The sequence below is a fragment of the Gordonia sp. YC-XJ4 genome, from assembly GCF_059511865.1.
The window spans coordinates 128,896-155,633 of sequence record NZ_JCAMPF010000002.1; the positions used below are offsets into that span (position 1 = coordinate 128,896).

A 26,738-nucleotide genomic window follows, 5' to 3' on the forward strand; every position below is an offset into this window, starting at 1 on the left:
CGGTGTCGTTCAGCTCGCCCGCCGCATCTGACTGCGCCCGCACTCGCGCAGTCCCGCGTTGGCTCGCTGCACCAGTTTGTCGATCTCCAGTTCTTCGGCGAAGCTGTCGGCGGGGGTGATGCGCCGTAGTTGTTCGAGGAGCTCGAGTCGACGGCGACGGGCGGCGGCGGTCTCACGCATCACCTGGAACCCTTGGCGCCGAATGTCGTTGGCGGTGAATACGTCGGTGGCGGCGGCGTGCAAAGCGAGTAGTTCCTCTCGCCGTCGTGTGAGCCGGTCCAAAGTGTCGTCCACGTCGGCCAACTCGTGTGTGCTGCGCTCCTGCCGGGTGTGGGCTTCCTGGCGGGCGGCGAGCAGATTGTAGGTAGTGCGAATGTGCGAGGCTGCGGTGCTGATCGACTGGTACTGGTCGCGCAGATGCTGGTGCCCGTCGTTGGCGGCGCGGGTGACCGGCGAGAAAAGCGCGGTGAGCGATGTCGTGATGCGGTCGGCGGCTGCGGCGTCGGCCGCGGTGTACCGGCAGTCCTCGCGGCGCGGGAGCTGTTGTTCGAGCGTGTCGAGCTGACGTTTCAGATCGTCGGCTGTCGGGGGAATCTCGTTGCAGGACATTCGCTGTGGCCTCCCGGTCGGTGTGGATCACGTTGCGGATGCCAGTGTGCGAGGGGCCGTGCCGGGGGTGCGGCAGTGCGGGTGGCGGGCCACCACCTACTGTTTCGTGGCGAGGGGTCATCGACGCCGGGCCGCACGGGTGGCTGCGGGCCGCGGATTCTGGGACAGCCGCGACTGGCCGGCCGAACCCGGGATGCGGCGTGGCTGGGCGCTCGGTCAGCCGAGACTGGCTTGTTGCTTTCGCAGATCGGTCAGCGCACGGTCGGCGGTACGGCGTTGGTCATCGCTGTGCTCGCGCCGCGACTGAGCGACATGCGCTGGCATGTCGCCGGCACTCACGCGGTGGGTGTTGGCGGAGTCCTCGAGGTCGGCGAGGTGTCGCATCAGTTCGTACGCCCGGATCCGAGTTGTCAGTCCTTCCGCACTGTCAGGTGTGGTGGCCGCGTACCGTGCGTGCAGTGCTCTGGCTTCGGCGGTGAGGTCGGCGATCTGTGTGCGGATCTCCTCGACCGCCGCGCGGGCGGCCGTCTGCCGCTGTGCGCGTTCGCGGCCGGCGCGCATCATCGTGTGCTGCGTGAGCACCGTCTGCACTCTGCTCACACCGCGTTCGAGGTCGATGAGGGCGGCGTCGGTGGTGACGCCGCAACCGCCGGGCACGTTGATCACGTAGGGCCGTTGTTGCTCGAGTTCTTCGGCCCGTGCCCGTAGCGTCTCGAGGTCGGCGAGGACGGCGTTGGCTGTCGTGACCGCCTGATCGTCCATTGCGCTGAATGATCGGCCGACCGCATCCAACCGTCCGACGATCGCACCGATCTGCGCCTGCAGTTCGGTGTTCGCACGCTTGTAGTCTTGGTCGCGGCGGGCGATGTCGCCTGTTCGGCGCGACGCTGATGTGTCGTCCATGGGGTCTCGCGTCTCGTGCTGTCGATGGTGTGGCCGGGTGGGATGAATTGTGTCAGCCGGGCTTCCCGCCAGGCAGGAACGGTGGCGGGAAGCCCGGCTCCTGGTGTCCACTGGCGGTTGCTGTTATGCGGCGGGCTTGTCTGTGTTGATCGTGAAGGTGAGCCTGTCCCGCCACCCGGTGGGCGGCTTCAACCCGGCCCCGGTAGCCGGGTCCCGCCACCTCGATTCTGAGACAACCTCGACGACGCCGAGTTCGCCGAGACGTCGACCGTAGTTGACGGGACGGTCGAGTGTGATGGTGTGCCCGACAGCCGCTTTGGCTTTGCGCCGGTTGGCGATGCGTTTCTGCGCGCGGGCGGTGACCTCGGTGCGCCACTGGTTGGCCTCAGGATGTTCGGTCGGGGTCAGTCGCCGCATCACCCGTGCTGCGGCGTCGTAGCAGCCGACGCCCATGGTTTCGTCGACGTCCTTGGCGACGATCATCCGCGCACCGTGTTCGGTGAATGCCGAGAACAGTCGGATGTGCATACTCACCGTGCCGTCGGTGTCGCGCACCGCGACGTAGAGGGTGTTGCCGAATCCGCCGTAGCGGTGGGCGTTCGGTCCGTCTCCGGGCCCGAAGTTGTGGTCGACGATCTCCCAGCCGGGATTGAGGTTGCGTCGGATGTCGTCGAGCGCTTCCTGTTTTGCGGTGTGGCCGTTGGGGATCTCCCACGATGAGGCGCCCATGTGCGTTCTCCTTGTTCGTCGATGTGCGTTCTGGCATCACCATACGAATCCGGTGTCAGCCGTTGCGGCATCACGCTTTTCGTGGTCGCTCGCTCCCGCCCCTGGCTATCGGGTGGGCGGGTCGGATGTCGACGGAATCTACTCGAGGCCAGCCAAGATCTGTTCTGTGCGTTCGAGAATTTCCGCGGTCCGACGGTCGATGTCGGCGAAGGTGTCGTCGACGCCGTCGAACACTGCCTGAGCGCGTTTGCGGGCCTGCACACCCAGCTGGTGATGGTCAGGCAGCGCTGGCACTTCCGGCTCCACGACGGCAACGGGTTCCGGGTCCGGGGTGCTGCGTTCGATTGCCTGGCGAAGCCACCGATCGCTGCGCCCTGTCCCGCGGCGCGGTCGGCGGTCGTGCAGGTGCGCGTTGATCAGGGCGGTCACCGCCGGCCCGGACAGCCCTTCGTCGTCGTGTCCGGGCAGCGACTGCAGGTTGCCCCACTGGTCGAGGGCCGGTATCAACGCGTAGCCGGGACGGGCTGCGGCCGGTGGTGGGGTCAACGTCGGCGGGATGTGTGGGTCAACGGGTTTGGCGTTGGTCAGCGGCCGTACCAGTGGTGTTGTACCGGGCTGGGTGGCCATGATGTTGCGCACCCGTATCCACCGTTTCCAGGTGGGCAGCAACCCGAACGGGTCGTCGGGGTCGATCGGGTACTCCACCTCGTGGCCGCCACCAATACGCACCATTTGAACGGTGGGCATCGTCAAGTCAGCGCACCGCAGGTTCCCGAGCTCACTGGCGGGAATACCCACCACGCACACCAGCCACAGCACCAGGGCGTCGCGACGGCCGAACAAACCTGCCGGCCACCCCGTGACCGGTAGTCCCCGGATGCGTTCGCGGGCCGCGGTGATGTGGCGGACGCGGGTGGACAGCAGCCGCCGGACCGCCGTCGACGTTCCCGGCGCGGTGAAGCCGGCACCGCGGTGCACGGCGTTGATCGCCGACGCACGGCGCCGCCACACCCGCCGCGATGCGTGCGGGTTCTCGGTGGCCAGGAACGTCGCGACGGTGATCGGCGACGCCGGCAATGACTCCACCTCAAAGGCTGCGCACCAGTCGACGAACAGCGCCCACTCCGACTGGTAGGTAGCCGGGATCAGCGGATCGTCGAACGCGCCCACATCTCCCATACGCACAGTCTAGGACCACACCTTCGGCGCGGCGCCCGCAATCCCACGGCAGCAAACACACCGTCCGAGCTGGCCGAACCTCCGACTGCCGCAACCCCATTCGGCCGATTCGTAGATTCATCTCAAGTCCGAACCGCCGAAACGTTCACCAGAGGAGAACCGTCGATGAGCATGATGCGAGAACTCCGGAAGATCACCGACCAGGTCAACGACATTCACGCGAACACCCGTGTCGCCCAGCAGATCGCACTCGAGCTCTCCGATATCACCGGCCACAGCGATCTGAGCGACGATGCCCGTGGACTCCTCAAAGGCCTCACCGACCGCCTGGACCGGATTCGTATCGACGTCGCCGCCCTCAGCGACGCACTGACCTGACCGACGCGTCGCCCACTCACCTGTATTGGGCTGCGCAACAACCGAACCCACACTTCCACACCTTGTCAGAGGCATAGAGGACACTCACACCCATGGACGACAAACTGCTCACCAAGATCGGTAACCTGCTGCGGCAGGCCGAAGGTACCGACAACGAGAACGAAGCCGCCACCTTCACCGAAGCCGCCCAACGGCTGGCTACGGCCAACTCCATCAGCCTCGAAGTCGCCCGCGCCAAGGCCGCGGACCGCGACAAACCCCGTACCCCCGTCACCAGAATGGTCACCATCGGAGACACAGGACGAAAAGGGCTGCGCACCTACGTGGAACTGTTCAGTGCGATCGCCCGACCCAACGACGTCTCCGTGGACGTAGCGAGCAACTCGACGTATGTGATCGCCTACGGTTTCGCCGATGACATCGACGTCGTCGAAGCACTGTACGTGTCACTGGTGGTGCAGATGGTGACCGCCTCAGATGCATACCTCGCCGCAGGCGAATGGCGCACCCACACCGCCACACGACTCCACAAGCGTCGTGGCTCGTACGGCACCTACACCGAGGTCGAGCGCAAGCCGTTGACGAAAATCACGGCCCGCTTGCAGTTCCAAAGCTCCTACGCCTCCCGCATCGGCCAACGACTGAGTGACGCCCGTCAAGCCGAACTGGATGCCGCTGCCCACGCCGACGGCGGATCGAGGTCGACGGAACTGGTGATGCGTGACAAAGCGCTCGTTGTCGACGACTTCTACAAGCGCACCTCGTCAGCTCGCGGCGCCTGGCGCGGAGGCCGGGCCACCGCCCACAGCAACCACGCCCACCAGGCGGGGGCGGCGGCCGCTCAACGTGCATCGTTGGGCGGATCGACGACGACACTCGGTGGCGCTGCGCACGCCCTCCCGCGATGACAGCCGCACGCACGCGCGACAGCCAGCGCCGCAAGGTCTATGACGCAGAACTGCTGGTGCACGCCATGATCGATCGGGCGGGCCCCGGCGGTCTCGTCTCCATCGCCGGCACCACGCTCGTTGTACCCGTCGAAGCGAAGTTCGGGTCCATCGAATCAGTCCAGCGCTACATCGACCAGGTGCTTACCCGGCCCAGTTTGATTGCCCGGTTCGGTCCCGTCCCCCCTGTTCGGGTGCGGGAGCGCCGCGGGCAGAGCGCCGCCCATTACGAAACCGGCGACATCATCGCAATCCCCAACAACCATCACGGCTGCCGTGAAATGACCGTGCTCCACGAGATCACACACCACCTGATCGCGCACAGCACCGCCGCAGACGTCGCAGCCCACGGCCCCGAATTCGCAGCCACCCTGGTATGGCTCGTCGACGACGTGATCGGCCCAGAAGCGGCGTTCCTACTGCGAACCCTGATGTGGCAGAACGACGTCCGACTCTCCTAACAACCAGCACACCGGCTGCACTACACCTGCCACCGGCACTGTCACGTCACTGAGTCCGCGCCTCCCGAACGCAAAGACAAATTTGTCGTGAGTTCGATGCCCTCACGCTGGCGTTGCGACTAGGGTTTCGCGGCGAATCAGGGGACAGGGGCGCTCCGGTCGTGAGTACGACGCCCTCACGCTGGCGTTGCGACATTGGTGATCCGGTGTGTTTGCTCATGCCATGAGGGTAAGTCGTGAGTACGACGCCCCCACGCTGGCGTTGCGACGGCGGTCGCCGACGAGCAGCAGGCGCCTCGCAAAGTGCGGTCGTGAGTACGACGCCCTCACGCTGGCGTTGCGACCGACCCAATTGGTGCCGCGGACTCGCCCACAAATCGCACCCGTCGTGAGTACGACGCCCTCACGCTGGCGTTGCGACTCGAGGCGCCGACGGCGCACGCCCACACAGCTCCAGGTCGTGAGTACGACGCCCTCACGCTGGCGTTGCGACCGCTCGTTGTTGACGGGGGTCGTGATCTGCGGTTCAGTGCTGCACTGCGAGCGGTCGCAGTTGCTGGTTGGTGTTTGGTTGTCAAAGATCGTCAGATTGGCAGCATATTCTAACATTTGTGCCTGGTCAGCGGGGGTGTCGAGCGGTCCCAAGGCCCGCTCGCTCGCATGGTCCGCTCGCGAAGCCTGCTCATTCCAATTGGCGTCCCAGGGATGGTGCTCGACCGACTGGCTGCGTGCGACGTCGAGGTCTAGCCGTGTTGCGGGCCTCGCGTGCAGGCTATGTGCTCGGGTGGCGTCACTTACGCCGATCTCCGACCGTTGGCCGCGTATTGTTGTAGCTCGGCGACGTCGACGACCAGCTGGTTTCTGTCTTCGCTTGCGCGGGTGCAGATGTGGCCCCATACCTTGTAGCCGACGTCGGTCGGCAGTGCACCGATGTCCGCGTTGATCTGACTGATTTCCGTGTCAGGAGTTCCCGACGCGACCGGCCAGCGGATATTCCACCAGTCCTCCTCCGAGTCCCCTTCCACAAGTAGTTGTTTCACATCCGGCAACCGGCGGGCGAGCACGTCCACGAGGAGTAGGACGGCAAGGTAGCGGGCCCGTTCCCGGGCTTGATCCTGCCGTGCCTTCTGTGCGGTGTATTCGGCTCGTACCGCGTCGATGGTCGACGCTGCCGGGGGTGCTGCTGCATCGGCCGCGCTGAACACGAGGCCGTCGACCGTGGCCCTGGCAAGTGGAGTCGAGGTGATGGTGTAGGACTCTTCTCCAGCCATGGCGTGAAAGTAGGCGTCGATTACCGCGCCGTCGTCGGCGGGGATCTCGGGGCGGCCACTGTCTGGGCTCAGCTTGGCTGGTGGTTGGTCGTTCCACCAGTTGCGCGCGAACTGCGCTACCTCGGTGACAGCGTCACCTCGGCTGGCGTGCACACCGACGTTGGTGCCGTACCGGTGCTCGATCACCACCACAAACATGTCCACGGTGTCTGCTGCTGCCGTCATCACGCCGGCCTTTCTTGTGGATTCGTGTTCTGCGACGCGGGAAACTGTTCCTGTGTCGCTGTCCATCCTCACCACTGGCGAATCAGGATGCGGCAGCAGACGATTAGTGCAGGCAGTCCACGAAATCCCTTGCCGCGAAACGTAGCATCCCGACATCGGGTGCTCCGTCGGCGGCCCGACGGTACAGGCGCACTGCACGGCCTCCGTCGGCGGCGCGCACCATCCTCGAACCCAGCAGCACCACCGATTGTGGTGCGGTGTCGAGTGGTCCGCCATGGCCCTCGGACAGCTCGAGCCACCATTCGCGGGTGAACTCGAGCATGAAGATTCGGTGGCTGAGTGATTCCGCCGCTTCCGCATACATCGCTCGAATGAGATGGGCGTCTTCGGGATAACCGTAGGTGTCGGCGGTGATCTCCTCCGGGTAGGCCAGCATCCGGTCCCCCCGGTCGGTGAACTCGATGGCCACGCGATCATCGTGCTCGGCCACAATCCGGAACCTTCGGCCGGCGTGCTGGGTGCGATGTGGGAGCGCTGTCTCGAAGTGGGTGCGGACGTGCATGTGGCGGCGCACACCGTCAACGCATATCGCTTGAACGGTCGCCGCCGTCGAGTTCGCGACGGCAACTGCCGCCAGTGCTGCGGGGTGGGTGCCTGCGCTGGCGGTCGGATCGGTCATGGCGGGAACGGTACCGGCGGGGTTTCGGCTAGGTACTGCGCCGCGATCGGGCGGCGGGGGCGCGGGCCTCGGTGACTGCGGCGGCCATCCGCAATGCGACCGCGGCGATGCTGTGGGCGTCGGTGACCGCGAGCCGGCCGCCACTGTGTCGGTGAAGTGCTGAGGCCACTTCTGTGACGTCGGCGGCGCGGTCCGGCGGCTGGCCCTGCGGGTGCTGCGGTGTGGGGTCCATCCATCCGGTGCTGCCGTTGGCTTGGTAGACGGTGCGTGCGTCGCGCCGGCCGAGGCCTTGAAGGTGGGTGGCGTGGGCGGCGGCGTGGGCGTCATCGGCGAAGGGCACTCCGCGGAGGTCGCGGGTGTGTACGACGGGCTCACCACCCACTCCGGTGAATTGGACAGCCCACACGGTCTCCGCGGCGGGGGGCGTCGCAGTCATTGTTCGGCCTGGTCGCGGAGGAGTGCTCGAGCTCGGGCGATCACTTCGGTGGGATCATCGGCGTGGTTGTCGAGGGCGTCGAGAGCTGCGGTGATGCGTTGTTCGGCTTGTCGGCGCAGCGTGTGCGGGCTTGGCCGATCGCCGGTCCGCACGTGCGCGATGTAGCTGTGGGTTCCTTGGATGACTTCGAACTCAACGTAATTCGGCGGGTTCTCGGTGTGGAGTAGGTCGCCGATGGCCGCCACCACTGCCAGCAGTGTTGCTTGCGATGCTGGGCCGCAGCTGGCGACGTCGAGGGTTGCTTCGCCGTTCTTGACGTTCAGGCCGACGATCCCCAAGTCGCTTACCGGGTCGCTGTCCATGGCGGCGAGGATTTCGTTGGCCGCCTGCTCGCGCCACACCTCCCCGGTGGGCTGATCCAACCATCGGTTGCACAGTGCGGTGGCGTTCGACAGCGCAATCTCGGCGAGGGACGGCCCGCCAGCTGGGGCGTACGCCCGAATTTTCATGCCACTCATATCGCCTGCCTCAGGTCCTGGTCCGATCGCAACTGTGCGTGTGTAACGCAGTATCGCGCACCGGTTTCCGGGAAGGCCCGGGCAGAGACGGATGGCTTCCGCAGGAAGGTGTTATGTGGCGGCCGCGGTGCTGGTGGCGCGTTGGAACATCAGCAGGGTCGCCCAGCAGTCGCCCGAGGCTCCTCACCGAAAGGGACCGCTCGCATATCCGAGGTGTTGGCAGGTCAGAGGCCAATGTCGGTGACCGCGTTGTTGTCGAACACGTCGTGTTCACGGGCGTACCCCATCAGCGCTTCCACTGACTTGTGGCCGGTTTGGCGTTGGATGGCGCGAGCGTTGATGCCTTGCAGGACGGCTTCGGTCACCAACCCGGCGCGTAGGCTGTGGGCTCCGATGTCCGCCACGTCGATGTCGAGGGTGCTGGCCGCGACTCGCCGCTCAAGGATGTCGTAGATGGTGGCGTCTGAAATCCCCTCTCCACCAATCGCGCACGACCGTGAGATACGCCGGAACAGCGGATCACTGGACGCTGCCCACGCGGGCTGCCGATCACACACGTGCCCGGCGCGGTTCGCCCCACCGGACAGCAGCCGGATCAGACCAACGCGGCCCTGCGCGTCGAAGACTGTGATGCACTCCATCCACCGCACGACAGCGCACGGCGCGCATGTCACCACGTGCTGGCCTACGGGAAGCGCTTTGATGGTGCCGACACCAAGTTGGTCGGTTTTCGATCGGCTGACTGTCGCAGTCCACTTCCCGTATCGGCGGGTCACGTCACACGCACGCAGGGCAACCACTTCGGATCGGCGCATTCCGCCCGCCCACCCGAGGAGCAATGCCGCACAGTCGCGTCGGGCGTAGAGGCGGCGCCTCCAGGTGTCAGCTGTGGCCTCAGTTTCCTGAAGGATTGTGGTGAGCTCGTCCAGGAGTAGTGGCCGTTTCGGTGACGGTCGCCGACCGTTGCGCGCTGCTCGCCGGCGAATCGCTTGCATCATCGTGTCGAGTTGCGGGTGAGTCCACAGCGGTATCGGGACAGGGTTGGCGGCGGTGGCTTCGGGGACCGCCAACAGTTTGTGGTGGACGAACTTGATCGCAGCCAGTGTCTGGTTGATGGCGGATGGCGACAGGCCTTGACGGTCAGGGTGTCGCTGTGGGGTCGCGGTCGTTTCCAGCATGGTGAGGTACTCGCAGACGACGTCAACGTCGGCTGGGAGTGGGTTGTATCCGCATGCCTGGCAGTAGTTTTCGAAGTTCTTCCAGTGCCGGATGTACGCACGCCGGGTCGACGGGGCGATTGCATCGTCGAGTGCGTCGTTGATTCGTGCGCGGCTCTCGGCGCTGACGGTGCGATAAACGGGCGCGTGGTCGTGGCTGCGGGCGAGGTCGTCGGTCACTGCTCGAGCGCCTCGGCGTATCGCCGCCACACCTCGAGTTGTTCGGGCGTGGCGTCGGCGAGGTCGTGCACGCCGTCGGCGGCCGCGAGGGTGCGGACGCGGCCACCGATGGCTGTCTGGCGGGGATCGCGCGCGCGGCTGACTGCGATGCTCCGTAGCTGTTGGAGGTTGCCGAGAATTGCCTGTTGGTAGGCGATTGCTTGATCGATGTCGTCGACGGCGGGTTCACCACTCCACACGACGATGGGGTCGCCTTTGTCGTCGACTCCCGTCCACTGTCCGGGCGTGGTCTCGGTGACGCATTCTTGTGGGATTGGGTTGTGGTGGCCCTCTTCGAGGGTGCGATGGGTGGCGGAACCGTCTGGGTGGTGCGCGGCCTGAGTCCGTGCGGCTGCTCCCCCGCTCGCCGCCCAGTGCGTCGTGCTATCGGGGCGAGTGTCGCCGACTGATGGCGTCTCGGTCGTGGCGGTGCTGGACGCCTGTTCTTGCCTCGAGCCGCCGCCGTCCTGGCGATCGACGGTTTCGGGCTGGTCTACCTCGGAGCGGTCGGCCGGATCGGTGCTGGGGCGGATTAGCGCTCCGATGACGCGGCAACGTTTGAGGGTGCGGCCGTCGGCTGTGATGTACTGCGGTTTTCCACGCTTGATCTGCAGCAGGCTGTCGAACTGTTCCCCGTTCCATTCGATCAGGAATCCTCGCCCTGAATCGTCACGTGACAGTTCCGGCCGGGTCTGTTCCCCCTGGTCTGTACTCACGCCCATGCCTCCTGATTGCTGAAGTCTTGGTCGAGTTCGAGTAGTGCCACCGCAATCGACCCTCGGACAGCCCGACCGCGTGTGGCCAAGGTGAAGCCCTCGAAGTGCGCGCTCACCCACGACTGCTCGTCGAGGTCGGCCCCCAGGACGGCGGCGGTGAACGCGGTCGCGGCCTCGGTGACCGCATTTTGGTGGCCGTCGATCCAATCGGCGCCCTCATCGGTGGCCATGAGAGTGCAGATCGCCACCTGCTGCCGGCCGCACACCGGGTCGAACTCGTGGAATGGCGTGCGCAACGGGTATGTGCAAGTCAATGCGAGGGTTTCCACTGCTGCCTCCATGTCGTCGGCCCCGTTCCGTCCCGATGGTGCCCGCTGAGACGCGCACGTAACTGACAACCAGGCTGGAAACTGACACTTCTACTTGGAATTTACCACAGTTTACCAGCGCTGATGGGCCTTTGCGCAGGTCGCGCTATCGGTAATCTCGGGAACTACAATTCTCAATGGTTATCACTGTTCAATCGTGGTCGACCGTGCTCGATCACCCTCCGTCCGCCACACATCTCAACAGCCTGTAGGTTCTCAGCCTCGATGTCCCTTTCTCACGAACGTGTCATCGCGACGTCGCCGATCACTGTTTCCCCTGGTCACGCCCACCAAAGGCCGAGGGTCATGACACGTCCGTGAGAATCAACCGGTGACACCTTCGTGAGAACTCCCAGGTCGCCGATGACGAAGACGACGAGAACCTACACAGCCGCCGCCGCGCCGCCGCCCATCGTCGTCGACGACGGAGGAACGACTGACGTCACGGGAGACAACAATTCGCGACAAACCTGCTGGCCAGCGCGATCCCCTTCCTCCGCGGTGCGCGGAGCGCGGACGCCAGCAAGGCACCGCCGCGAGCTCCCCCAGGCCGACTCGTCAGAGGAACTGATGCGTTCGCGGCTTATCCCGACTGGCGTGTGCCCGTTCCCCTCGAGCAATCGCAAGCACCCACCAGCGGCCGCCAACCTCCTACATCCACATCTGAGCTCTCGAGCGCCGGGCCGCGACTCGAGTAACCAGCGGTTCGCGGGTGCCACGTTGCGTGGTCCCCGGACCCTCTCCGACGCCCTCAGGCAGAGCCGCGTAGCGGAGTCGTCCTGGGGTCACCTTTCGACTGATTCGCCCTTCTACCTGCGGTTATGCAGAAGTCTGCCCAGATTGCCCGCTGAGCCTGTTTCAAGGCCTCGCTAACCCCTTGGGCGCCGAAACACTCCCCGATCGCTCAGCGATCGAATGAGGGCCCATTTCGGCGCAATCCAGCTCTCGAGGCGCCGAAATCCCGGACCCCAAGGTCATTGCCCGTTCGCGGCCCTCCGGGGTCTTAGTCCGACTCCACCAACCGCGCACGTGCTGGCGTCCAGCATCGCGGTCACGCCCACAATCGCTGTGCTGACTTGGGCTGAATAAGGGGCCTCATGGCGAGAAGGACTCGCATGGGCGACGTCGCCGCGCCATTGCCGGCCGGCGAGGTTCTCCCCAGGCTGATGGCAAGCTGTGCATTCTTGGCTCGATGCCAGCGGCAGCTGGACGTGATAGGCGGGCCCGTCCTCCTGTTCGATGCTCATCAGATCCACTCCGCACTGTTCGCGGTGCTGCCTTGCGCCGCGCTATGAGCTGCACACGCACCAGCCCCTTCCGTCCACGGCTCGTCGAGCGCTACCGGGACAAGCCGGGGAGAGCGTAGCGAACGACTCAGCAGGAAACCGGACCGGCAGCACCTTGGCTGGCGCAACTCATCGACAGACAGAGACGGCTTGGATGACCAACCGCGGGACAGGTCATTCGCACTCACGCGCCAGATCCCGATAGGCCGCCTGTGATCCCTTCCGCATCGCAACTCTCGGGCACCCGCCGATGTCTCGATTTCGGCAATCCCACCGTAGGATAGTCACATGGCTGCCTGCACAGTTCGTCACTGCATTTCGTATCGTAGTGACTCGCCGCGGCCGTCCCATTTTCCTGAGGTGGAGCAGTCCGTAGTCGCTCAGGTTCTAATCGCAATCGCACGGAGCAGAGAACCACATAACTGCAGTTCACATCGTTTTGATTCATGCAGTGCTACATGCAACATGCCACCCCGTGTCACATTGCGTACCGTGCGCACCCACTCGATGCCTACTGGTCGTCCCACTGGATCGCCTAGTGTCTGCGTTAACGGATCATTTAGTTGTTACATGGTTGCGGGCTCTGCGACTCGAACTGTGGTTTACGCCAATGGCCCCGCCACTGAACGAACTAGGCCTCTCAACGGGTCGAGCTATCAACCACGTTCTACTTTCATAACTGCTGCCTACCGCACTGATTGTTCTACCCCCCGGAACAATTTGTGTTACACCACTTCGACTACGTGGCCCCACAAGCAACTCCTTACCAAGGCACCTACCTGTGGAGCTATCGCACCACCTAGGGCGCGACGCGCGACTCGACGCAGCACTCTCGATGAATCGGCATATACCTCAGGACCCCGGACCTACGACAGTGCTCCAGACATCCCTACCGACAGCTCGCTCACTATTAGTCGATCTGCGTCTTCGCCTAATGCACTGGCCACCGCATCTCGTATTGCCGTACTTGTAGCGTCAGGTAGTCAGTAGGCTAAGCCGCAAACTACGGCTAGTCCCATGAGTAGTCCTATGCCACACCGTGCGGATCGACCTAAGCGTGGCTTCGTTGTGCGACACGATGTGGGCCTTGGCTAGTGCGATACACCGCGGTGCTAGCATTGCCTCACTGTGGTGCACACGCAGCGACATACGGTGCACCACACTCATTCGATTAGCGCTCACATCAGTGGAGGACGCAGTGCTCACCTCAATCCTGCCCACACTCGCGCGTACAGTCACCGTCGCAAACGGCAAGGGAGGTGCGGGTAAGACGTCGGTCGCGTGCAACCTGGCCGGCCTCGCGGCGGCTGCTGGCTGGCGTGTGCTCTTCCTGGAGATGGATCCGCAAGGCAACGCGGGCCGCGACTTCGGGTTCCGCCGAGACACTTCAAACGACGGCGACGACGGCCAGGAGATCTTCGACGCTCTCTTGCACGGTCGGCCGCTGGCGCCGCCGCTGCGGAGCTACCGGGAAAATCTCGACATCTTGCCTGGGGGATCGAAGCTCGAGGAATTGGAGGACATCCTCATCGGACGCTCACGTCGCGCAGGTGGCGACGGCAGCGTGCTTGCCGATTCCCTTGCACCGATCGCTGACGACTACGACCTCATCATCATCGACACCCCGCCGACCCGCCCCTACCTGTTGAGCCTCACACTCGCCGCTACCCGGTGGATCTTGATCCCCACCAAGGCGGACGACGCCAGCATCGACGGCCTGGAAAGCCTTGCAGCACAGATCATCAAGGCGCGAGCAAACAATCCTGACATCGAGGTGCTCGGCGCGGTGCTCTTCGGGGTCGAGTCCAACGCAAAAGCAATCCGACGTGGCGCCGGTGAAGATATCACCGCCGCACTGGGGGGAGTGGCGCCGTTGTTCGACTCCGTCATTCGTCACAGCTCGCTGGCCGCGGTCGAGGTCCGCAAGCGGGGACTTCTCGTCCACGAACTCGCTGAAACGGTCGACAACGCCGAACCGTACTGGAAAGCACTGAAGGAAGGCCGGAGGCCTCAACGCGTACCCGGCACTGCGCCTGCGCTCGCTGAGGACTACGTCCTTCTCACCCATGAAATTCTCGGCCGGATCGCCGACAAGGAGCAAGAAGGCGCTCAGGAGAGCGGTCTGGAGGTCAACGCCTGATGGCTACCGAACGCACTGCAGTCCCGGGATTGGCGCGGACGGCAGGTTTGCCGTCTCCGCCGCCGCGCAAGCCCTCTGTCGCCCCGGCGCCACCCGAGCCGGCCCGCCACGAGTCACCCGCGCCCGCGACGTCGACGAACAGCTCGCCGAGGCCGGCGACGGCGCGCAGGGGGAGGAAGGTCGAGAGAGCATCAGAGAGCTTCGCAGATGACGCCCAGATTCCGGTGAATCTGTCACTGCCCACAAAGATGTGCACGCAGACGCGCGCCTATTGCAAAGACCAAGACGTCACCATCGCTACAACCCTCATGGATGCAATCGTCTTTTCTCAGGATCAGCTTCCGGATCTGATCCAGGCGCTCAAGCGCAAGGAAAGCAACGACGGATTATTTGTTCGAATTGAACAGCAGCCCGAGGAGGAGCGCTCGACGCTGCCGTTCCGGATGCTCGGCGTGAATCTCAGAGCCCTCGACGGGTTGGTGAAGAAGCTCGATGCGGACAACCGGTCTCAGCTGTGCAGGGCCGCGTTGGGGTATTTCTTCGACAACCAGGCGGACTCATCGTCCTGATGTGAGCCGGACTGCTCAGCCCGCTCCGCACGTCCACGCAAGGACGGGGAGCGGGCTGAGTTGGCTTTGACCTGGTGTTTTGGTCGCCCACAGTAGGTGTGTCCCTTGTTCGATGTCTCCATGGTGCAGGTGAAGCAATGGCACCATGGACGGTGTTGATTCCATGCGGTCACTGAACATCGGGGTACGGGAAGCCCACCAGCTACAGTGAGTCCACCCAAGGTCGCTGCCCCGTTGGTCAAGTGAGGCGATCTCGACGAAGGCAGGAGATGTGTGATGGCTGGAAAGCCCGGACGCACACGCACCAAATCCTTCGCGTTTGAGCCGGACTTTCTTGAGGAGCTTCAGCGCCAGCGGCGCGCGTTCATGGAAGATCAGGCCGACATCCTGTGGGAGTCCCTCAACGGCAATCTTTCTGAGGGCGCTTTTCTGCAGATGATCGCCCGTGCCGGCATTGCGCAGCTGACGACCAAGGGTGCCCGCGAAGCGCTCTGGGAGTATCTGCCGGCAACTGCTCGAGGGTTCAAACCCGACGGTTCCCGGGAATAGTTTTCGGTTCGCCCCTACGTCCGGTCCCCTGTAACTCGCGTGTGCAGAGGGCTGACAGCGGCTCAGCATATGTATATGCTCTGAGTTATCGAAGCCGTTAACTGAACATGAGGATCCATGACTTCATCGCCTATGGCGGTGCTGATTTCGTCGTGCGCGCGGAATGCGCTCGACGACGTCATCAACCGCACCCGTCGGCCGATCACTTTGCTGGTGCAGCACGCGATCGCCGACCTTGCCTGCGCATATGCCTCCGATCCGACGGTCATTGATGCCTACAGCGCCGGTCCGGGCCGGCGAGAAGACGGTCGGCGGATTTCCTTTCACCCATCACCGGGTACCGCTGACATGCTGACCGCGATGCATGAGCATTCGGGTGTGCGGCCGGCCGGGATCGTTCGTGCGGCGTGGATGCGATGGCTCGATGTGCGCGGCGTGGACGCCATCGCCGCGGAGTACGGGATCGTTCACCCTGGCTCGAAACGGGCGATGGGGGAGTGATGGCGACCGCCGCCCCACTGTCTCTTGCCGCAGCGATCCTGATTGTGCGTGCACGCGCGGTACGCCGTACCTCGTTCGGCCGCAACGACCTTGAGGCGCTTTTGCACCCGGAGTTTCGTGTGACTCGGTTCGGTGCACTCGGGGAAACGATGACATGTGAGGACGCTCTGGCTGAACTCGTGGAGTCCGACCTGGTCGCCGGAACCCCCGACTGCTGGTCGGTGATCGATCATGACTGAGCGTCCTGGCTATGCACGGCGCCCGCGCAGTCGTGGCCTGTTCACACGAATGTCGAAGTCGTTCGGGGCGGACATGCTTGCTGCGGGTGTATCCCTCGAGGCGGGGATGCTTTACACACTGATGACCACCGATCCGGCGACAAGCGCGCTCGGATACGTGTACCGCAAGCAGGAGTGGTCGACGTTTCCGGGCAGCAACAACGACACGATCGATCGTCTGGTTGGCGACCTTGAGCGGGCGGGGCTCATCGTGGCTGACGGCTGGCACCTGGTGATCCGCGGCTATCTTCGCCGCAACGCTTTCGACCAGCCGTCCTACCTGAGATCAGGGTTGTACGACCTACAGCGTTCCCTCACGCAGCCGCTTCTAAGGTGCGTGATTGGTTCAGAATTCCTGCGACTCAACCTCGTTGACATGCCACAACCCAAGTCGTCGAACACCTGGCAGGCCGCTGCTCCGCTGTGGAGTGAGATCACCGGGGGAGCTGTGCTGCCGCCGGCGCATCACATGCTCGGCGACTCGGGGACCGAACCTCATCCGATGATGCTGGACTCGCTGGCGGCGATGCCGGACAGCGAACTCGCCTATCAGGCACTCGACGCCCGGCAGTGGACAGTGGTAGCTGGCCACTTGGTCGATCCCCTCCAATCAGCCTTTCAACGCCAGCCATGGGCCGGACGGGTCACCCCCATCCGGACGCAGAAACGGCGTCGCGTCGAGGGAGGGGGAGAACTCGGTGACTGACGCACGCCAGCAGATTTGCTCGCCGCCTGCCCACGCATCGACGGCTGTAGGTTCTCACTCCGCATTGCAATCGTTGATCAGACCATGCCGCCATGTGAGAACGACCTGGTCACAGACAGTTCCGGACTTAGGAAATTGCAGGATCGATGAGAAACCGGGCATCTGCGGGCCTGCAAACAACGTGAGAATCGCCTGCACGGGTTGCAGAGCAGCATACTGCGCATTTCCGGCCTCTGGCACAGGGTGTGCCATACCCCGGGGGGTATTCAGAGACAGTGTTGGCACAGGGTGTGGCACAGGGTGTGCCATCGGAATCACCGCAGGTCACAGCGGATGTGGCACAGGGTGTGCCATAGCTTTCCTCGCGGGCGCGCAGGCGCGCGCGAAGAACACAACTAGAACCCGTACTTACGTTTCGTGGGGAAAGGGGGGTGTGGGGGGAAAACCAACGCGGCTTCGTCGCTACGCTCCGAACCCCGGTTTGCGCCCAGCGCAAACCCCCGAGTTCGGGACAGACGAAGCGAAAGCTCTCACAGCTGCTCCACGATCACCACAGCCCATCTCCAGCCGATCACCCTCACCTCAGGCCCCCATAGCCGTCACGGGCAGGATGGCGGCCTCTACGCCTCTCATCCGGAGGACTGGCCAATGACATCCACCGAACCTCCGTCAGCCTGCCCATGCGGCGGCCTCGACGCGCCGGACCAAGCCACAGCGATCGCGTCGGCGATTGCCGAGCACCTCCTCAACGACACTCGACTCCTCGATGCCATCGCCGACCGGATCGCAGCCCATATGGCCAACCTGCCCACAGACGACGGTCCGCACCGGCCCGCAGACCAAGACGGGTCAGGTGCCGCCGACGACGAACATCTCCGCCACACCGACGACGCGGCGGAGCTCATCGAGTTCGTCTCCGCAGACCACCCGCGTCTGATCTCCGGCGACCCTGAGTCGTGGGCTCGCAGCATCGTCGCGGCGTCAGGTTCCACGAATGCTGCTCAGGTCCTTCGGTGGGCGCTGAATCCGCAATGCCCGACGTCGGTGTGGCGGGAGTTGACGGACCCCATCAGCCCGCCACGAGGGCGAGCCGGCCGCGGCACCAATCAACGCAGCCGGACCAGCGTGTGGACCCAAATCCTCGCCGAGTACCGGGCAACCGAAACTCGTTCAGACGCCGCGCATCTGATCGACGTCGTGGTCTCCGGCATCTTCGCCGAGGTGGCACACCGGAAAGGCCGCGCTCCCGACCAGCGAACCAGCGTGGCCCGACGGTCGGCACTCGACATCCTGACGAAACACCAATGGGACGCCGCGAAGGTCGTCCGGCTTGTGGGATGGGGGATGGCCTCACGCCCGCACTGGTTCAAGACCGTCAACGGAGTGCCCGCCCGCACCACCTTCGAGAAGATCCACGGTGACTACGTGTCGGACACGAGTTCCGCGGACACCCTGACTGCCCAGGAGAGCCGAATCGCCAATCACATCGTGGAGGGCTGGCGGTACCACTACGCCCGCCGGACCGGGGCGACGTCGATCACCACCTCGAAAGTCTCGCTGGCGCACGTTGCCGACTGCATCCGCGGCGCTGACGGTTCAGGCCCTATCGAAGAGCACACCCTCAAGGAATTCGTTATGTGGCTGTGCCAAACGAACAACCAGCACATTGGGTTTCTCGTCAAGGGGGACAACGAGTTCCCTGACCTGGCGAAGGTACGGCGAGGTCTGGTGCTGATGACAACCCCGCTGTCGCAAGGTCGGTCAGCGAACCGAGTAGCTACCACGAACGATGCGGCGGCAGGCGCCTACGCCGCGGCCGTCCCGGAGGTATGAGCAATGATCACAGTCAAATGCTCCCAGTGCGGATCACCAGTCAAGCGACGCCAGACACCCGTGCGTGACGTTCTCTGCATGGACTGCTGCACTCCGACGGATGTGCATCAAGATCGGACCCAACAGGCACTCGAGATGGTGGAGGCCCGTCTCCACAGGTTCGACGGTGCAGGCGGGTATGACCACGCATTGCTCTCGATGACGGCCACCACCACTCGATGGGAATCGCTGGCCGCGACAGCTGTTCGAAATCACCTACACCGCTGCGCAACTCAGACCGCCGGCCGGGAAGGGATCATGTTCACCGGGCCCACCGGTATCGGCAAGACGCACGCGGCGATCGGTATCGCACGCCGGGTGGCGCAGGCCGCACCAGCCGGCGTGTGGGCGGTCACCGAAAGCGAACTGCTGGATCCGTCTGTGGCGCCGTGGGAGTTGACGCAACACGTTCAGAGCGTGCTGCGCCACCGCCACTGCCTGTTGGTCGACGACATCGGTACCGTCGCACGTCCCGCCGACCAGGTGATGGCTTCGTGGAAGATGATCGCCGACGAACTGATCTCGTCGCGGGAACCAATCATGTTGATCGGCACCACAAACCGTGCTGATTGGGCTCAGCTCACCGACTGGATGGGAGCGCAAACGGTGTCTCGACTCACTCAGTTCACCCATCTCGCCACGACCGGATGGACCGACCGCCGGACCGGCGGAGAACACCGCACGTGGCGTACCAGCCTCACCGACAGCCGACGGGCGGCCGGCTGAGAAACCGGGTAGTCACACTGGTCTGAGAAGCCCTAGCGCGAATGGAGAACGCAGGATGAGCAATCCGTGGCAGATGACGGACAGCGAGGCGATGCAGCGCCGTCATTCGTCGGCGCCCGGCGACGCCGACCCGGCGCCGGCAGAGTTCGAGCCGTCGACGCAGCAGCCCACCACTCGTGGGTTCCCCCAGTGGTTGCCCAGGGCAGAACCTACGGCGGCGCCGCCGAACACCGTCGCACCCGAGCCGGCACCGGCCACGCCGGAGCCGACCGCATTGGCGCCCGCACCACCGTCGCCCGCGCCACCGCAGTTTCGGGCCCCGGCGAGTCCTGCGCCGCAGCCCGCCGCGAGTGATCAGCCAGCACCTCCGGTCAGCCAGCTCCGTCCTGCCGTGGAGCCCTCACCGCAGCCGGCGCCCCCTCAGGCCTCTACAGCGCCTGTAGTGACACCACCAGCCGCCGTCCCGCCACCAGCGGCAGCGAAACCGCCCGTCCCGCAGATGCCGCCAGCGCCGCGCACCACGCAACTCGTGGTGACGCTGCCCGACATCGACCCCACCCCGGTAAGGCCGCCCCAGAACGCACCGAAACCGGACCCCAGGGCCGACCGAGCCGGCGCCTACAACATGCGCGCCGATTCACGGATGGTGAAGGATCCAGACAGAGGAGCTTCCGGATGGTGGCGGCGCATGTCGCAACGCCTCGGCGGAGACCAATCGATGCCAGCGGAGCAGGCATTGGCGCAGGTCAAGAAGACCCTCAGCCGCCCGATGGTCATCGCCTTCCTCAACCACGACGGCGGCAGCGCGAAAACCACGGTCGCAGCGGCCACCGGTCAACAGTTGGCCACGCATCGCCGCGATCGGATCATCGCGCTCGACGCCGCGGACGCGGTCGGAGGTCTAACGCAGCGTCTCCCGGTCGACAACGAATCCACGATCCGAACGTTCCTCAACAATCGCGGCACGATCCGGAAGTGGACAGATGCCCGCCAGCACACGTCGCAAGGGCGGACGGGGCTGGAGTTGCTGACAAGTGGGAACTCGATCGCCGACGAAGATCTACTGACCGGCTCCGACTACCGCGAAGTGATCCGAATCCTCACCGCACACGACACCTACAATCTGGTTCTCGTCGACTGCGATGCCGGGGTCACCGGCGAACTCAAGGACGAGGTGCTTCGGACAGCTGACGTTCTCGTCATCCCACTGGCCGGTCGGGACGGTGTTGCCGGCGGAGTTACCGTCGCGAACCGGCTCAAGTACCTGGCTGCGAAGTATCCGGCCGAGGCCGACCACTTCGAGGACCTGCTGGCGAACGCGATCGTCGTTATCTCGCACATCAATCGGACCAGTGCGCTGAAGGACAAAGAGGTCGAACGCAGGTTCATCAACATCGGAGTGCGTTCGGTTCACGTCATCCCGTTCGATCCGCTGCTCCAGGACGGAATGAAGGTGGATCTGTCGACGATGGCCCGCAAGACGGAGTCCTCCTACCTGACGGTGACGGCAGAGATCGTTCGCGCGCTGACCCGAATCAACGACGACCGGGCGGGGCGGTAACCCATGTCCGGTAGCACCGATCCGGTGACCCGTGTGGTTCGACGCGCACCCCAAATCATTGGGATGTGCACCATTTTCGCTGTTTTGATGTTCGTCGTGGCCATCGCGTTCGGGGTTCTGTGGCCGGTGCCGCTGGCGGCTGCGAGTATCGGCGTGATCGTGCTCCTGGTCGTCTGGCGCAAGTCCGTGCCCGACGAGGAGTAAACGGGCGTCTACCGGCAGCGCGGCCGGTAGACGCCCGAGGACTTGCCCACGCCCACCGCCCTGTGGCAGACGACTTGGGGCGGTGGGCGCGGACCGACGCGATAGGTCTCGTCAGTGAGCCCGAACGCGGATTGGGTCTGAGCTACTTCAGATGAACCAGATATGCGAGAGACCCGGGGTGCGTGTACTCAATCCAGTTGTTGCCGCCCGGATCCCACGACCAGCCACGATCCAGCCTCGACGGGGAGTGCTGGGTGACCAACGGGTAGCCGCCTTCAGCGAAACCAGTGACGACGGCGAGGTGATCCATGACGCCGTCCGCGGCACCATCCCAGTCGTAGGCGATGACGTCTCCGAGTTCGGCACCAGCCGCGGTGTTGTCGCTCCACTGGATGGGTGTCACCGACGCCAGCCCGCTGGCCTCGGCATACCGAACGAACTGATCGGCACTGGCGGCGGCCTTTGTCGGGCCCGGGTTCATCAAGTCGGACGCGAGCTTCGACGAATCAGTGCTGTTTGAAGTCCAATCCGATGACCTCGGAATGCCGCCAGCCCACCACGCTGATGAGGCGAAGTAGGTGCACTCTTCACTCGGAAGGCCCACCACGCTTGGCAGCCCGAGTTCCGACAGTGGGACGTTCCACATGTCCTTGGCGAAGTCGACGATCTCCATCCGCGTGATGGGGTCAGCGTCAGCCTTTGCGGGTGACTGTGTGCCCAGCAGGCCTAGTAGGAGTAGGCCGAGGGCAACCACAAGGCCTCGCAGGTGAGAATTGCGCATAACAGTGTTCTCCTGGGGTCGCGAACCACGCTGGGCAGTAACGGAATACGTACTGCCCAGCGGGTCCGTGCTGACAACATCCCGTGTGGTGGCCGAAAACCTGGTTGGGTCCCATCCGATTGCAGTCGTTTGGGCCGAGGTAGTGCGGTCGTCCGCTCGGGTCTTGCCATTATTGCCTGAAGTTCCAACCGATGGAAGAGGAAACTGGAACGCACTGCGCAACTCGCCGCTGTCGTTTTGCCCGTTCGGGCTTGCGTCAGAACCGAGGACGAGTACCATCCATGGGCATCCGGCCTGGCTGGATCGCCCGTTCTTTTGCGGGTGCGCATAACCCCTAGCGGGTGTGCTGACAACAACCCTGGATGCGCCGCGTCTTCGGCACAGGTGCACAGATAGGACCCCCCGGTTGCAGCCGGGGGGTCTTTGTCTTTCGAGAGTTTGTTTGTGCGCTATCGCGGTGAGAGATCGGGCTGCCATGTGTAGCCGCTACGCCGCTGCCCGGGGCATTTGATCGGTGGGTGCGCCGAGGTCGGGGACACCAGGATGTGGGGCATGCCGGGTGGTGCGCCGCACCCGCACGGGCGTGGCGGGGGGCTGGGCCGTGGCCGGCTGGCTGCGCGCCGCCGGTTCTTGTTGCGGGTGGAGACGATGACGGTGATGAGAATGCCCACCATGAGGAGACCGCACACCGTTCCGGCGATCTTCAGGATGTCAGTGATCATGAGCTCCAGACCTTTTCGAAGAGGTCGACGAAGGCGTTGTCGGGAACCACGTCCAGCCAGACAGTTGTGATCGGACAGCGATGCGGGCCCGTCACCCGCATTGCGGGCTGGGTGGCGCCGACAACGACGGCGACGATGCTGTCGTTGGCTGCCAGTCTGCTGACGTGGTCGGCGACGGCAGCTGGCGTGGTGCTGGTGGTGGTGGTGATGGCAAAGCGGTCGTCGACGAGGTACGGGGCTACCGTCCTGTTGGTGAGCGAGACGTCACTGCGGACGCAGTGACGTGCGGCCCGCAGCGCCTGCCCTACTTCACGTCGGACGGCGAGCCCGCCGGGCTGGGTGAACCGGCGCGCGGACAGGACGGTGACGATGCTTGCGAGCTGATCGGCCAAGGGGGTGTCGATCTCGGCGGTTCTCATGCGGCGGGCCGCCCGCCGGGCCAGCGACCTCGCCGCCGGCCGGGGCGTCGAGCTGTGGTCGCCGCCGTTGTGGCGGAGCGCTCTTGGGTGATCAGAGCGTTCTCGACCAGGGTGTGAAGCCGGTCGAACTGGTCCGGATCCTCGGCGCCGAATTCTTCGAGGGACAGTCCCGGTGCGTGGCGGGTGACGAGTTCGGCCATCACCGCGTCGATCGCGGCGCACCGCACCCATCGGTCGCTGTCGGGCGGAACGTTCCAGCAGAGGTGATGTCGGGTGATCTGGCGGTCGATGCGGTCGACGATGGCGTGGGCTGATCGGCGTGCGTGGACGGTCATGGGTTCTCCCTCGCTGGCGGGCCGATATTCGTGAAGTCCAGCGTAGGAACCGCATTTCCGGGAGTCGGGTGCCGTGACAATGCCCCTGTTCCGATCGCCCAGACCTGTTAGTGGAAGTGGATGGGGTGTGCGCAGGCAGCGGCGGTCAGAATGCGTTCGGTTTCGTGCGGGCTGGATGCTGCGATTGTCGCCGAGACGGTCATGGTCGGTGCGTACGGTTCGTTGAGGTCGAGGCGGCCGGTGTTGTACCCGACGGTGGTGTCGACGAGGTCGCCGTCGTTGACGCAGAACAGAATTCGTTGGTCTTCGTCGGCGTCGACGCCGATCGCGAGGGCATCGGGATCGTCAGATGATCGGTGCGCGTAGATCACGGCGTCGATGCCGTCGACTCGCGCGTAGGTCAATCCGCCGGCGTCGTCGCTGTCGGCGAGGGCTTTGCGGGTCGCGCCGCAGAGGTCGTAGCTGGTGACGTCGATGTCGGCGAGGGTGCGCCCGTCGTGGCGGGTGATGGTGGCGGCCAGGCGGGTTGCGCCGGCGGTTTGGCCGGCGCGGGCTTGGGCGTGCACGAACTGGTAGGCGTCGATGGAGTCGGCGAACACGATATGGGGGATGACCGTTGCGCCGACGACGATGGCGACTGTGCAAGGGAGGTCGGATCTCATGGGTGGCGCTCCATGGTTAGGCGGCGAGGACGGTGGCCCAGGCGGTTTGGGCTGAGCGGAGTTCGTCGTTGAGGTCTGCGATGAGGTTGTCCAGTGTGGCGGCGAGCTGGGAGAGGTAGTCGTCGCCTGCGGGGGTGTCGAGGTATTCGGGCACGGTCTGGATCTTGATGTGGTGGGGTGTCTGGCCGGTTTTCCAGTTCACCCAGAGGATGGCGCTGAAGCCTTCCATCGTGGCGTCGTCGGCGTAGACTGGGTACACGCCGACGGTTGTCCACACGTCGTGTGCGTCAGAGGGGAGTCCGGTCACCGTGTACGGCTGGGGTGCGTAGGCGGCGCCGAGGATGTCGCCGATCGCACCGCACAGGGTCGTCTGGTCATTGTCGCTGAGGCGAGCGGCGTGGGGGTCGAGGGGCGGGCAGTCTTCGGGGTCGGCCCACGAGGTGTCGGTCGCGTTGAGTAGAAACTGCTCACGATCGAATTCGAGTTCCATTGGTGCTCCTCGGGCTGCGTCGGTCGGGCTTCGATGGGGTCCATCGAATCAAGCGGGTTTCCGGCGGTGCGGCAGCAACAAGATCCGAAGCGGTCGGATGGTTGTAGTCGGTACAACCTGGCGTCGAACGTCGAAGTGGTCCCGGGTCACCCCAACGGGGGTGTGTCTTTGGCGGCCTCGAGTTGGCGAGGAGTGCGACGGCTGAGGCTACGCTGGACCGCCTCGTCGATCAGCGAGCGAACTGGCGGGACGGACTTCGACCCAGCTTCGGCGATCAGGGTTGTAATGCGGTCCATCAGCGTTGTGCGGTACTCCTCGGCGATTCCAGGGTCTAGTGCTTGGTCGAGGAGCCGACGAGCCGTGGTGAGCTTCCTCCGCTGTGCGGGGTCGCTGCCGAGTCCTATCTGGCGGGCATGCGTGCTGGCCTTCGCCCACGCGGCTTGGGCTGCCTGCGCGGTACTCAACGCCCGCGCCGCTAAGCCCCAGTCACGCGGGTGTGTGTCGAATGCGCAGGCGTGAGCTTCGTTGAGGGCATTGATGAATGCCGCGGTCAGCGGCTCGTCAGTGTCGTCGAGGAGCGGGCGAGAGAAGATGCGGTCGGCCAGGTCAGTGTGGAAGGCCGTGTATGCGGAGTCGACTTCACTCAGTACCTCGTCAGCCTTGCTCCACTGCGCGACGATTGCGGCTGCCTTCGCGGTGCGGCGCTCACGCGATCGACGTAGCTGCGATACCCCGAGCACTGTGAGCGCCAACAGAAGTAACACGGCAGCGGCAATGCCAACCCACGTCAACACTTGGCCGGTGTCGAAGTGATGGCCGGCGTCGGGCGACGGATGTGGGGAAGGAGTGATGCTCGGCGCACTGTGCGACGGTGCTGGCGGGGTCGCAGTGGTGGGTGTCGACACCGGCGGCGTGGGATGCGGGTCGTCCGACGAGGAGGAAACCACCAGGGGCAGAACGAAGTGTGAGGTCGCGCCTACGGCGATGATGCAGAGTCCAGCTGAGGCCGCCGGGATCGCCTTCGGGGCGACGGGCTCACGGTTGGTTGCCGCGAGACCTGCACGCAGCCCCGCCAAGATGAGAAAGGCGACGCCTGTGGCGACCATGACCCAACCTGCGGTCGAGATGAACATCTGCCCGATGTCCGATGCCGAGGACGACGGGGATGGGTTCTCAGCGAGAAGAGTGGGGGTGAGTGGCTGCATGACCAGTACCTGTTCGTCGAGCATCGGTTATGGGCGAGGTCGTGTCGGTCGGCGGTGATGGTTTGTGTCCGCAGTCATCTCGGCCGCTCACAGGTCATCTAGGCTCTTTGTAGCAGTGGTGTTTTCGTCGTCGGCCCACTGTGGGAAGTCGTCGGGGAGTGTGAAGGTTTCCCAGTGCGCTGTCACGTCGCCGGCGAGTGCGCTGGCCACTGGGTTGTCGGCGTCGGGATCTCCGTGTTCGGCGACGAGTGCGGTCAGTGCTGCTTGCTCGCTGGGGTAGACACTGAGGTCGTGGCTGCTCTTGGTGCTGATCGCCATGAATGTCGCTTCGACGACTGGGAGCAGCGCTGACCATGAAGCGAATTGCCGCGACAACTCGCCGGTGAGAACGGCGGCGACCCGAGTTGCGATGGACGTGACTACATCCGTGGTGGCGGCGGTGGGGGAGTCGAACCATTGGCGGTAGAGGTCGCCGTCACCGAGTGCGTGCAACGCCACAGTGTGATGGGTGCCGCCGACGTCGAAATGGACCTTTGCCAGCAGATCGATGGTGTGGTCGGCGATCTCCTCGTCGACGACGTTGGCGTAGAGGGTCATCGACGGATTGCTGGCTCGCTGACCGAACTGGGGCGTGTGTTCGACGACGAACACGCCGTGGCTTGCCAGCTCGTAGATGATGTCGGCGATCGGCCCGAAGTCGACGATGCGTTCGCCGTCGATGATGTCGCTGACGGCGATGTCGCCGTCAGCTGCGGCCAGGGTGGACGCCAACGCGTCCGGGTTGACGGTGATACGCATGAGGGTTTCCTCCGTGGTTGGGCTTCGATGCCCATATCCAATCGCGGGAGGTGGGGATGGTGCGGCAGTAGTCGGTGCT

General features: G+C 64.6%; 33 protein-coding genes and 1 CRISPR repeat array. Of the genes, 13 read left to right on the top strand and 20 right to left on the bottom strand.

Going from position 1 to position 26,738, the window contains the following annotated elements; all coding sequences use genetic code 11:
• Positions 1 to 9: 9 nt before the first annotated feature.
• From AC5ZH6_RS28415 to AC5ZH6_RS28430, 4 genes are all read right to left on the bottom strand, one after another.
• Positions 10 to 609 (bottom strand): hypothetical protein, encoded by a 600-nt coding sequence (locus AC5ZH6_RS28415; protein ID WP_496169660.1) that lies wholly within the window; start codon positions 607 to 609, stop codon positions 10 to 12.
• A 216-nt stretch (positions 610 to 825) separates the two neighbouring features.
• Positions 826 to 1,512, bottom strand: coding sequence for a hypothetical protein (locus tag AC5ZH6_RS28420; RefSeq protein WP_496169662.1), 687 nt, complete (start codon positions 1,510 to 1,512; stop codon positions 826 to 828).
• Between the two features lie 123 nt (positions 1,513 to 1,635).
• Positions 1,636 to 2,241 carry a hypothetical protein gene (locus AC5ZH6_RS28425; RefSeq protein WP_496169664.1) on the bottom strand — a complete coding sequence of 202 codons (606 nt, stop codon included), beginning with the start codon at positions 2,239 to 2,241 and terminating at the stop codon, positions 1,636 to 1,638.
• 138 nt (positions 2,242 to 2,379) lie between these two features.
• The gene (locus AC5ZH6_RS28430; RefSeq protein WP_496169665.1) at positions 2,380 to 3,420 is read right to left on the bottom strand and encodes a site-specific integrase; all 1,041 of its coding nucleotides are present in this window, start codon (positions 3,418 to 3,420) and stop codon (positions 2,380 to 2,382) included.
• 165 nt (positions 3,421 to 3,585) lie between these two features.
• Here AC5ZH6_RS28430 and AC5ZH6_RS28435 point away from each other — a divergent pair, with 165 nt between their 5' ends.
• The 3 genes from AC5ZH6_RS28435 (at position 3,586) to AC5ZH6_RS28445 (ending at position 5,206) form a co-directional block, all read left to right on the top strand.
• On the top strand, positions 3,586 to 3,798 hold the full coding sequence (locus AC5ZH6_RS28435) for a hypothetical protein (protein ID WP_496169667.1): 213 nt from the start codon (positions 3,586 to 3,588) through the stop codon (positions 3,796 to 3,798).
• Positions 3,799 to 3,890: 92 nt separating this feature from the next.
• Entirely contained in the window at positions 3,891 to 4,706 is an 816-nt protein-coding gene (locus AC5ZH6_RS28440) for a DUF2786 domain-containing protein (RefSeq protein ID WP_496169668.1), read from the top strand.
• On the top strand, positions 4,703 to 5,206 hold the full coding sequence (locus AC5ZH6_RS28445; protein WP_496169323.1) for a TIGR04338 family metallohydrolase: 504 nt from the start codon (positions 4,703 to 4,705) through the stop codon (positions 5,204 to 5,206). The genes AC5ZH6_RS28440 and AC5ZH6_RS28445 overlap by 4 nt, the downstream gene beginning before the upstream one ends.
• A gap of 84 nt (positions 5,207 to 5,290) precedes the next feature.
• Positions 5,291 to 5,699: a CRISPR direct-repeat array (repeat unit 36 nt; unit sequence GTCGTGAGTACGACGCCCTCACGCTGGCGTTGCGAC).
• A 301-nt stretch (positions 5,700 to 6,000) separates the two neighbouring features.
• On the opposite strand, the gene AC5ZH6_RS28450 is transcribed toward AC5ZH6_RS28445, so the two are convergent.
• From AC5ZH6_RS28450 to AC5ZH6_RS28480, 7 genes are all read right to left on the bottom strand, one after another.
• Positions 6,001 to 6,702 (bottom strand): hypothetical protein, encoded by a 702-nt coding sequence (locus AC5ZH6_RS28450; protein ID WP_496169324.1) that lies wholly within the window; start codon positions 6,700 to 6,702, stop codon positions 6,001 to 6,003.
• A gap of 103 nt (positions 6,703 to 6,805) precedes the next feature.
• Positions 6,806 to 7,381 (bottom strand): hypothetical protein, encoded by a 576-nt coding sequence (locus tag AC5ZH6_RS28455; protein WP_496169326.1) that lies wholly within the window; start codon positions 7,379 to 7,381, stop codon positions 6,806 to 6,808.
• Between the two features lie 28 nt (positions 7,382 to 7,409).
• On the bottom strand, positions 7,410 to 7,817 hold the full coding sequence (locus AC5ZH6_RS28460) for a hypothetical protein (RefSeq protein ID WP_496169327.1): 408 nt from the start codon (positions 7,815 to 7,817) through the stop codon (positions 7,410 to 7,412).
• Positions 7,814 to 8,326, bottom strand: a complete 513-nt coding sequence (locus tag AC5ZH6_RS28465; RefSeq protein ID WP_496169329.1) for a hypothetical protein — start codon at positions 8,324 to 8,326, stop codon at positions 7,814 to 7,816. Before AC5ZH6_RS28465 ends, AC5ZH6_RS28460 begins: the two co-directional genes overlap by 4 nt.
• Before the next feature lie 233 nt (positions 8,327 to 8,559).
• Entirely contained in the window at positions 8,560 to 9,732 is a 1,173-nt protein-coding gene (locus AC5ZH6_RS28470; protein ID WP_496169331.1) for a site-specific integrase, read from the bottom strand.
• Positions 9,729 to 10,487: a hypothetical protein gene (locus AC5ZH6_RS28475; RefSeq protein WP_496169333.1), complete on the bottom strand. Its 759-nt coding sequence runs from the start codon at positions 10,485 to 10,487 to the stop codon at positions 9,729 to 9,731. Before AC5ZH6_RS28475 ends, AC5ZH6_RS28470 begins: the two co-directional genes overlap by 4 nt.
• Entirely contained in the window at positions 10,484 to 10,828 is a 345-nt protein-coding gene (locus AC5ZH6_RS28480) for a hypothetical protein (RefSeq protein ID WP_496169334.1), read from the bottom strand. The genes AC5ZH6_RS28475 and AC5ZH6_RS28480 overlap by 4 nt, the downstream gene beginning before the upstream one ends.
• Before the next feature lie 2,511 nt (positions 10,829 to 13,339).
• On the opposite strand from AC5ZH6_RS28480, the gene AC5ZH6_RS28485 reads away from it, so the two are divergent.
• Positions 13,340 to 14,281 carry a ParA family protein gene (locus AC5ZH6_RS28485; RefSeq protein WP_496169335.1) on the top strand — a complete coding sequence of 314 codons (942 nt, stop codon included), beginning with the start codon at positions 13,340 to 13,342 and terminating at the stop codon, positions 14,279 to 14,281.
• Here the strand turns inward: AC5ZH6_RS28485 and AC5ZH6_RS28490 are convergent.
• Complete coding sequence (locus AC5ZH6_RS28490) at positions 14,271 to 14,525, bottom strand: hypothetical protein (protein WP_496169336.1); 255 nt, start codon at positions 14,523 to 14,525, stop codon at positions 14,271 to 14,273. The two genes, AC5ZH6_RS28485 and AC5ZH6_RS28490, sit on opposite strands and share 11 nt — an antisense overlap.
• A 64-nt stretch (positions 14,526 to 14,589) precedes the next feature.
• Here AC5ZH6_RS28490 and AC5ZH6_RS28495 point away from each other — a divergent pair, with 64 nt between their 5' ends.
• The 9 genes from AC5ZH6_RS28495 to AC5ZH6_RS28535 all read left to right on the top strand — a co-directional run bounded on the left by AC5ZH6_RS28495 (position 14,590) and on the right by AC5ZH6_RS28535 (position 21,043).
• A complete protein-coding gene (locus tag AC5ZH6_RS28495; RefSeq protein WP_496169337.1) occupies positions 14,590 to 14,850 on the top strand; it encodes a hypothetical protein in 261 nt (86 codons plus the stop codon).
• Between the two features lie 276 nt (positions 14,851 to 15,126).
• Positions 15,127 to 15,399, top strand: a complete 273-nt coding sequence (locus tag AC5ZH6_RS28500) for a hypothetical protein (RefSeq protein ID WP_496169339.1) — start codon at positions 15,127 to 15,129, stop codon at positions 15,397 to 15,399.
• Positions 15,400 to 15,516: 117 nt separating this feature from the next.
• Positions 15,517 to 15,900 (top strand): hypothetical protein, encoded by a 384-nt coding sequence (locus AC5ZH6_RS28505; RefSeq protein ID WP_496169340.1) that lies wholly within the window; start codon positions 15,517 to 15,519, stop codon positions 15,898 to 15,900.
• Positions 15,900 to 16,139: a hypothetical protein gene (locus AC5ZH6_RS28510; protein ID WP_496169341.1), complete on the top strand. Its 240-nt coding sequence runs from the start codon at positions 15,900 to 15,902 to the stop codon at positions 16,137 to 16,139. The genes AC5ZH6_RS28505 and AC5ZH6_RS28510 overlap by 1 nt, the downstream gene beginning before the upstream one ends.
• Before the next feature lie 49 nt (positions 16,140 to 16,188).
• The gene (locus AC5ZH6_RS28515) at positions 16,189 to 16,884 is read left to right on the top strand and encodes a hypothetical protein (protein ID WP_496169342.1); all 696 of its coding nucleotides are present in this window, start codon (positions 16,189 to 16,191) and stop codon (positions 16,882 to 16,884) included.
• Positions 16,885 to 17,532: 648 nt separating this feature from the next.
• On the top strand, positions 17,533 to 18,717 hold the full coding sequence (locus AC5ZH6_RS28520) for a hypothetical protein (protein ID WP_496169343.1): 1,185 nt from the start codon (positions 17,533 to 17,535) through the stop codon (positions 18,715 to 18,717).
• A 297-nt stretch (positions 18,718 to 19,014) separates the two neighbouring features.
• Entirely contained in the window at positions 19,015 to 19,482 is a 468-nt protein-coding gene (locus tag AC5ZH6_RS28525; RefSeq protein ID WP_496169345.1) for an ATP-binding protein, read from the top strand.
• Between the two features lie 66 nt (positions 19,483 to 19,548).
• Complete coding sequence (locus AC5ZH6_RS28530; RefSeq protein WP_496169347.1) at positions 19,549 to 19,836, top strand: hypothetical protein; 288 nt, start codon at positions 19,549 to 19,551, stop codon at positions 19,834 to 19,836.
• Positions 19,837 to 20,200: 364 nt separating this feature from the next.
• Positions 20,201 to 21,043, top strand: coding sequence for a MinD/ParA family ATP-binding protein (locus AC5ZH6_RS28535; RefSeq protein ID WP_496169348.1), 843 nt, complete (start codon positions 20,201 to 20,203; stop codon positions 21,041 to 21,043).
• A 346-nt stretch (positions 21,044 to 21,389) separates the two neighbouring features.
• Here the strand turns inward: AC5ZH6_RS28535 and AC5ZH6_RS28540 are convergent, their stop codons facing one another.
• The 8 genes from AC5ZH6_RS28540 to AC5ZH6_RS28575 all read right to left on the bottom strand — a co-directional run bounded on the left by AC5ZH6_RS28540 (position 21,390) and on the right by AC5ZH6_RS28575 (position 26,659).
• The gene (locus AC5ZH6_RS28540; protein ID WP_496169350.1) at positions 21,390 to 21,920 is read right to left on the bottom strand and encodes an amidase domain-containing protein; all 531 of its coding nucleotides are present in this window, start codon (positions 21,918 to 21,920) and stop codon (positions 21,390 to 21,392) included.
• A gap of 557 nt (positions 21,921 to 22,477) precedes the next feature.
• Positions 22,478 to 22,750 carry a hypothetical protein gene (locus AC5ZH6_RS28545; RefSeq protein WP_496169352.1) on the bottom strand — a complete coding sequence of 91 codons (273 nt, stop codon included), beginning with the start codon at positions 22,748 to 22,750 and terminating at the stop codon, positions 22,478 to 22,480.
• On the bottom strand, positions 22,747 to 23,169 hold the full coding sequence (locus AC5ZH6_RS28550) for a hypothetical protein (RefSeq protein WP_496169353.1): 423 nt from the start codon (positions 23,167 to 23,169) through the stop codon (positions 22,747 to 22,749). The genes AC5ZH6_RS28545 and AC5ZH6_RS28550 overlap by 4 nt, the downstream gene beginning before the upstream one ends.
• Complete coding sequence (locus AC5ZH6_RS28555) at positions 23,166 to 23,504, bottom strand: hypothetical protein (protein WP_496169354.1); 339 nt, start codon at positions 23,502 to 23,504, stop codon at positions 23,166 to 23,168. Before AC5ZH6_RS28555 ends, AC5ZH6_RS28550 begins: the two co-directional genes overlap by 4 nt.
• A gap of 107 nt (positions 23,505 to 23,611) precedes the next feature.
• A complete protein-coding gene (locus AC5ZH6_RS28560) occupies positions 23,612 to 24,166 on the bottom strand; it encodes a hypothetical protein (protein WP_496169355.1) in 555 nt (184 codons plus the stop codon).
• Between the two features lie 16 nt (positions 24,167 to 24,182).
• Positions 24,183 to 24,656, bottom strand: coding sequence for a hypothetical protein (locus tag AC5ZH6_RS28565; RefSeq protein ID WP_496169357.1), 474 nt, complete (start codon positions 24,654 to 24,656; stop codon positions 24,183 to 24,185).
• Between the two features lie 146 nt (positions 24,657 to 24,802).
• The gene (locus tag AC5ZH6_RS28570) at positions 24,803 to 25,762 is read right to left on the bottom strand and encodes a hypothetical protein (protein WP_496169358.1); all 960 of its coding nucleotides are present in this window, start codon (positions 25,760 to 25,762) and stop codon (positions 24,803 to 24,805) included.
• A 186-nt stretch (positions 25,763 to 25,948) separates the two neighbouring features.
• Positions 25,949 to 26,659, bottom strand: a complete 711-nt coding sequence (locus tag AC5ZH6_RS28575) for a hypothetical protein (protein WP_496169360.1) — start codon at positions 26,657 to 26,659, stop codon at positions 25,949 to 25,951.
• Positions 26,660 to 26,738: the final 79 nt, after the last annotated feature.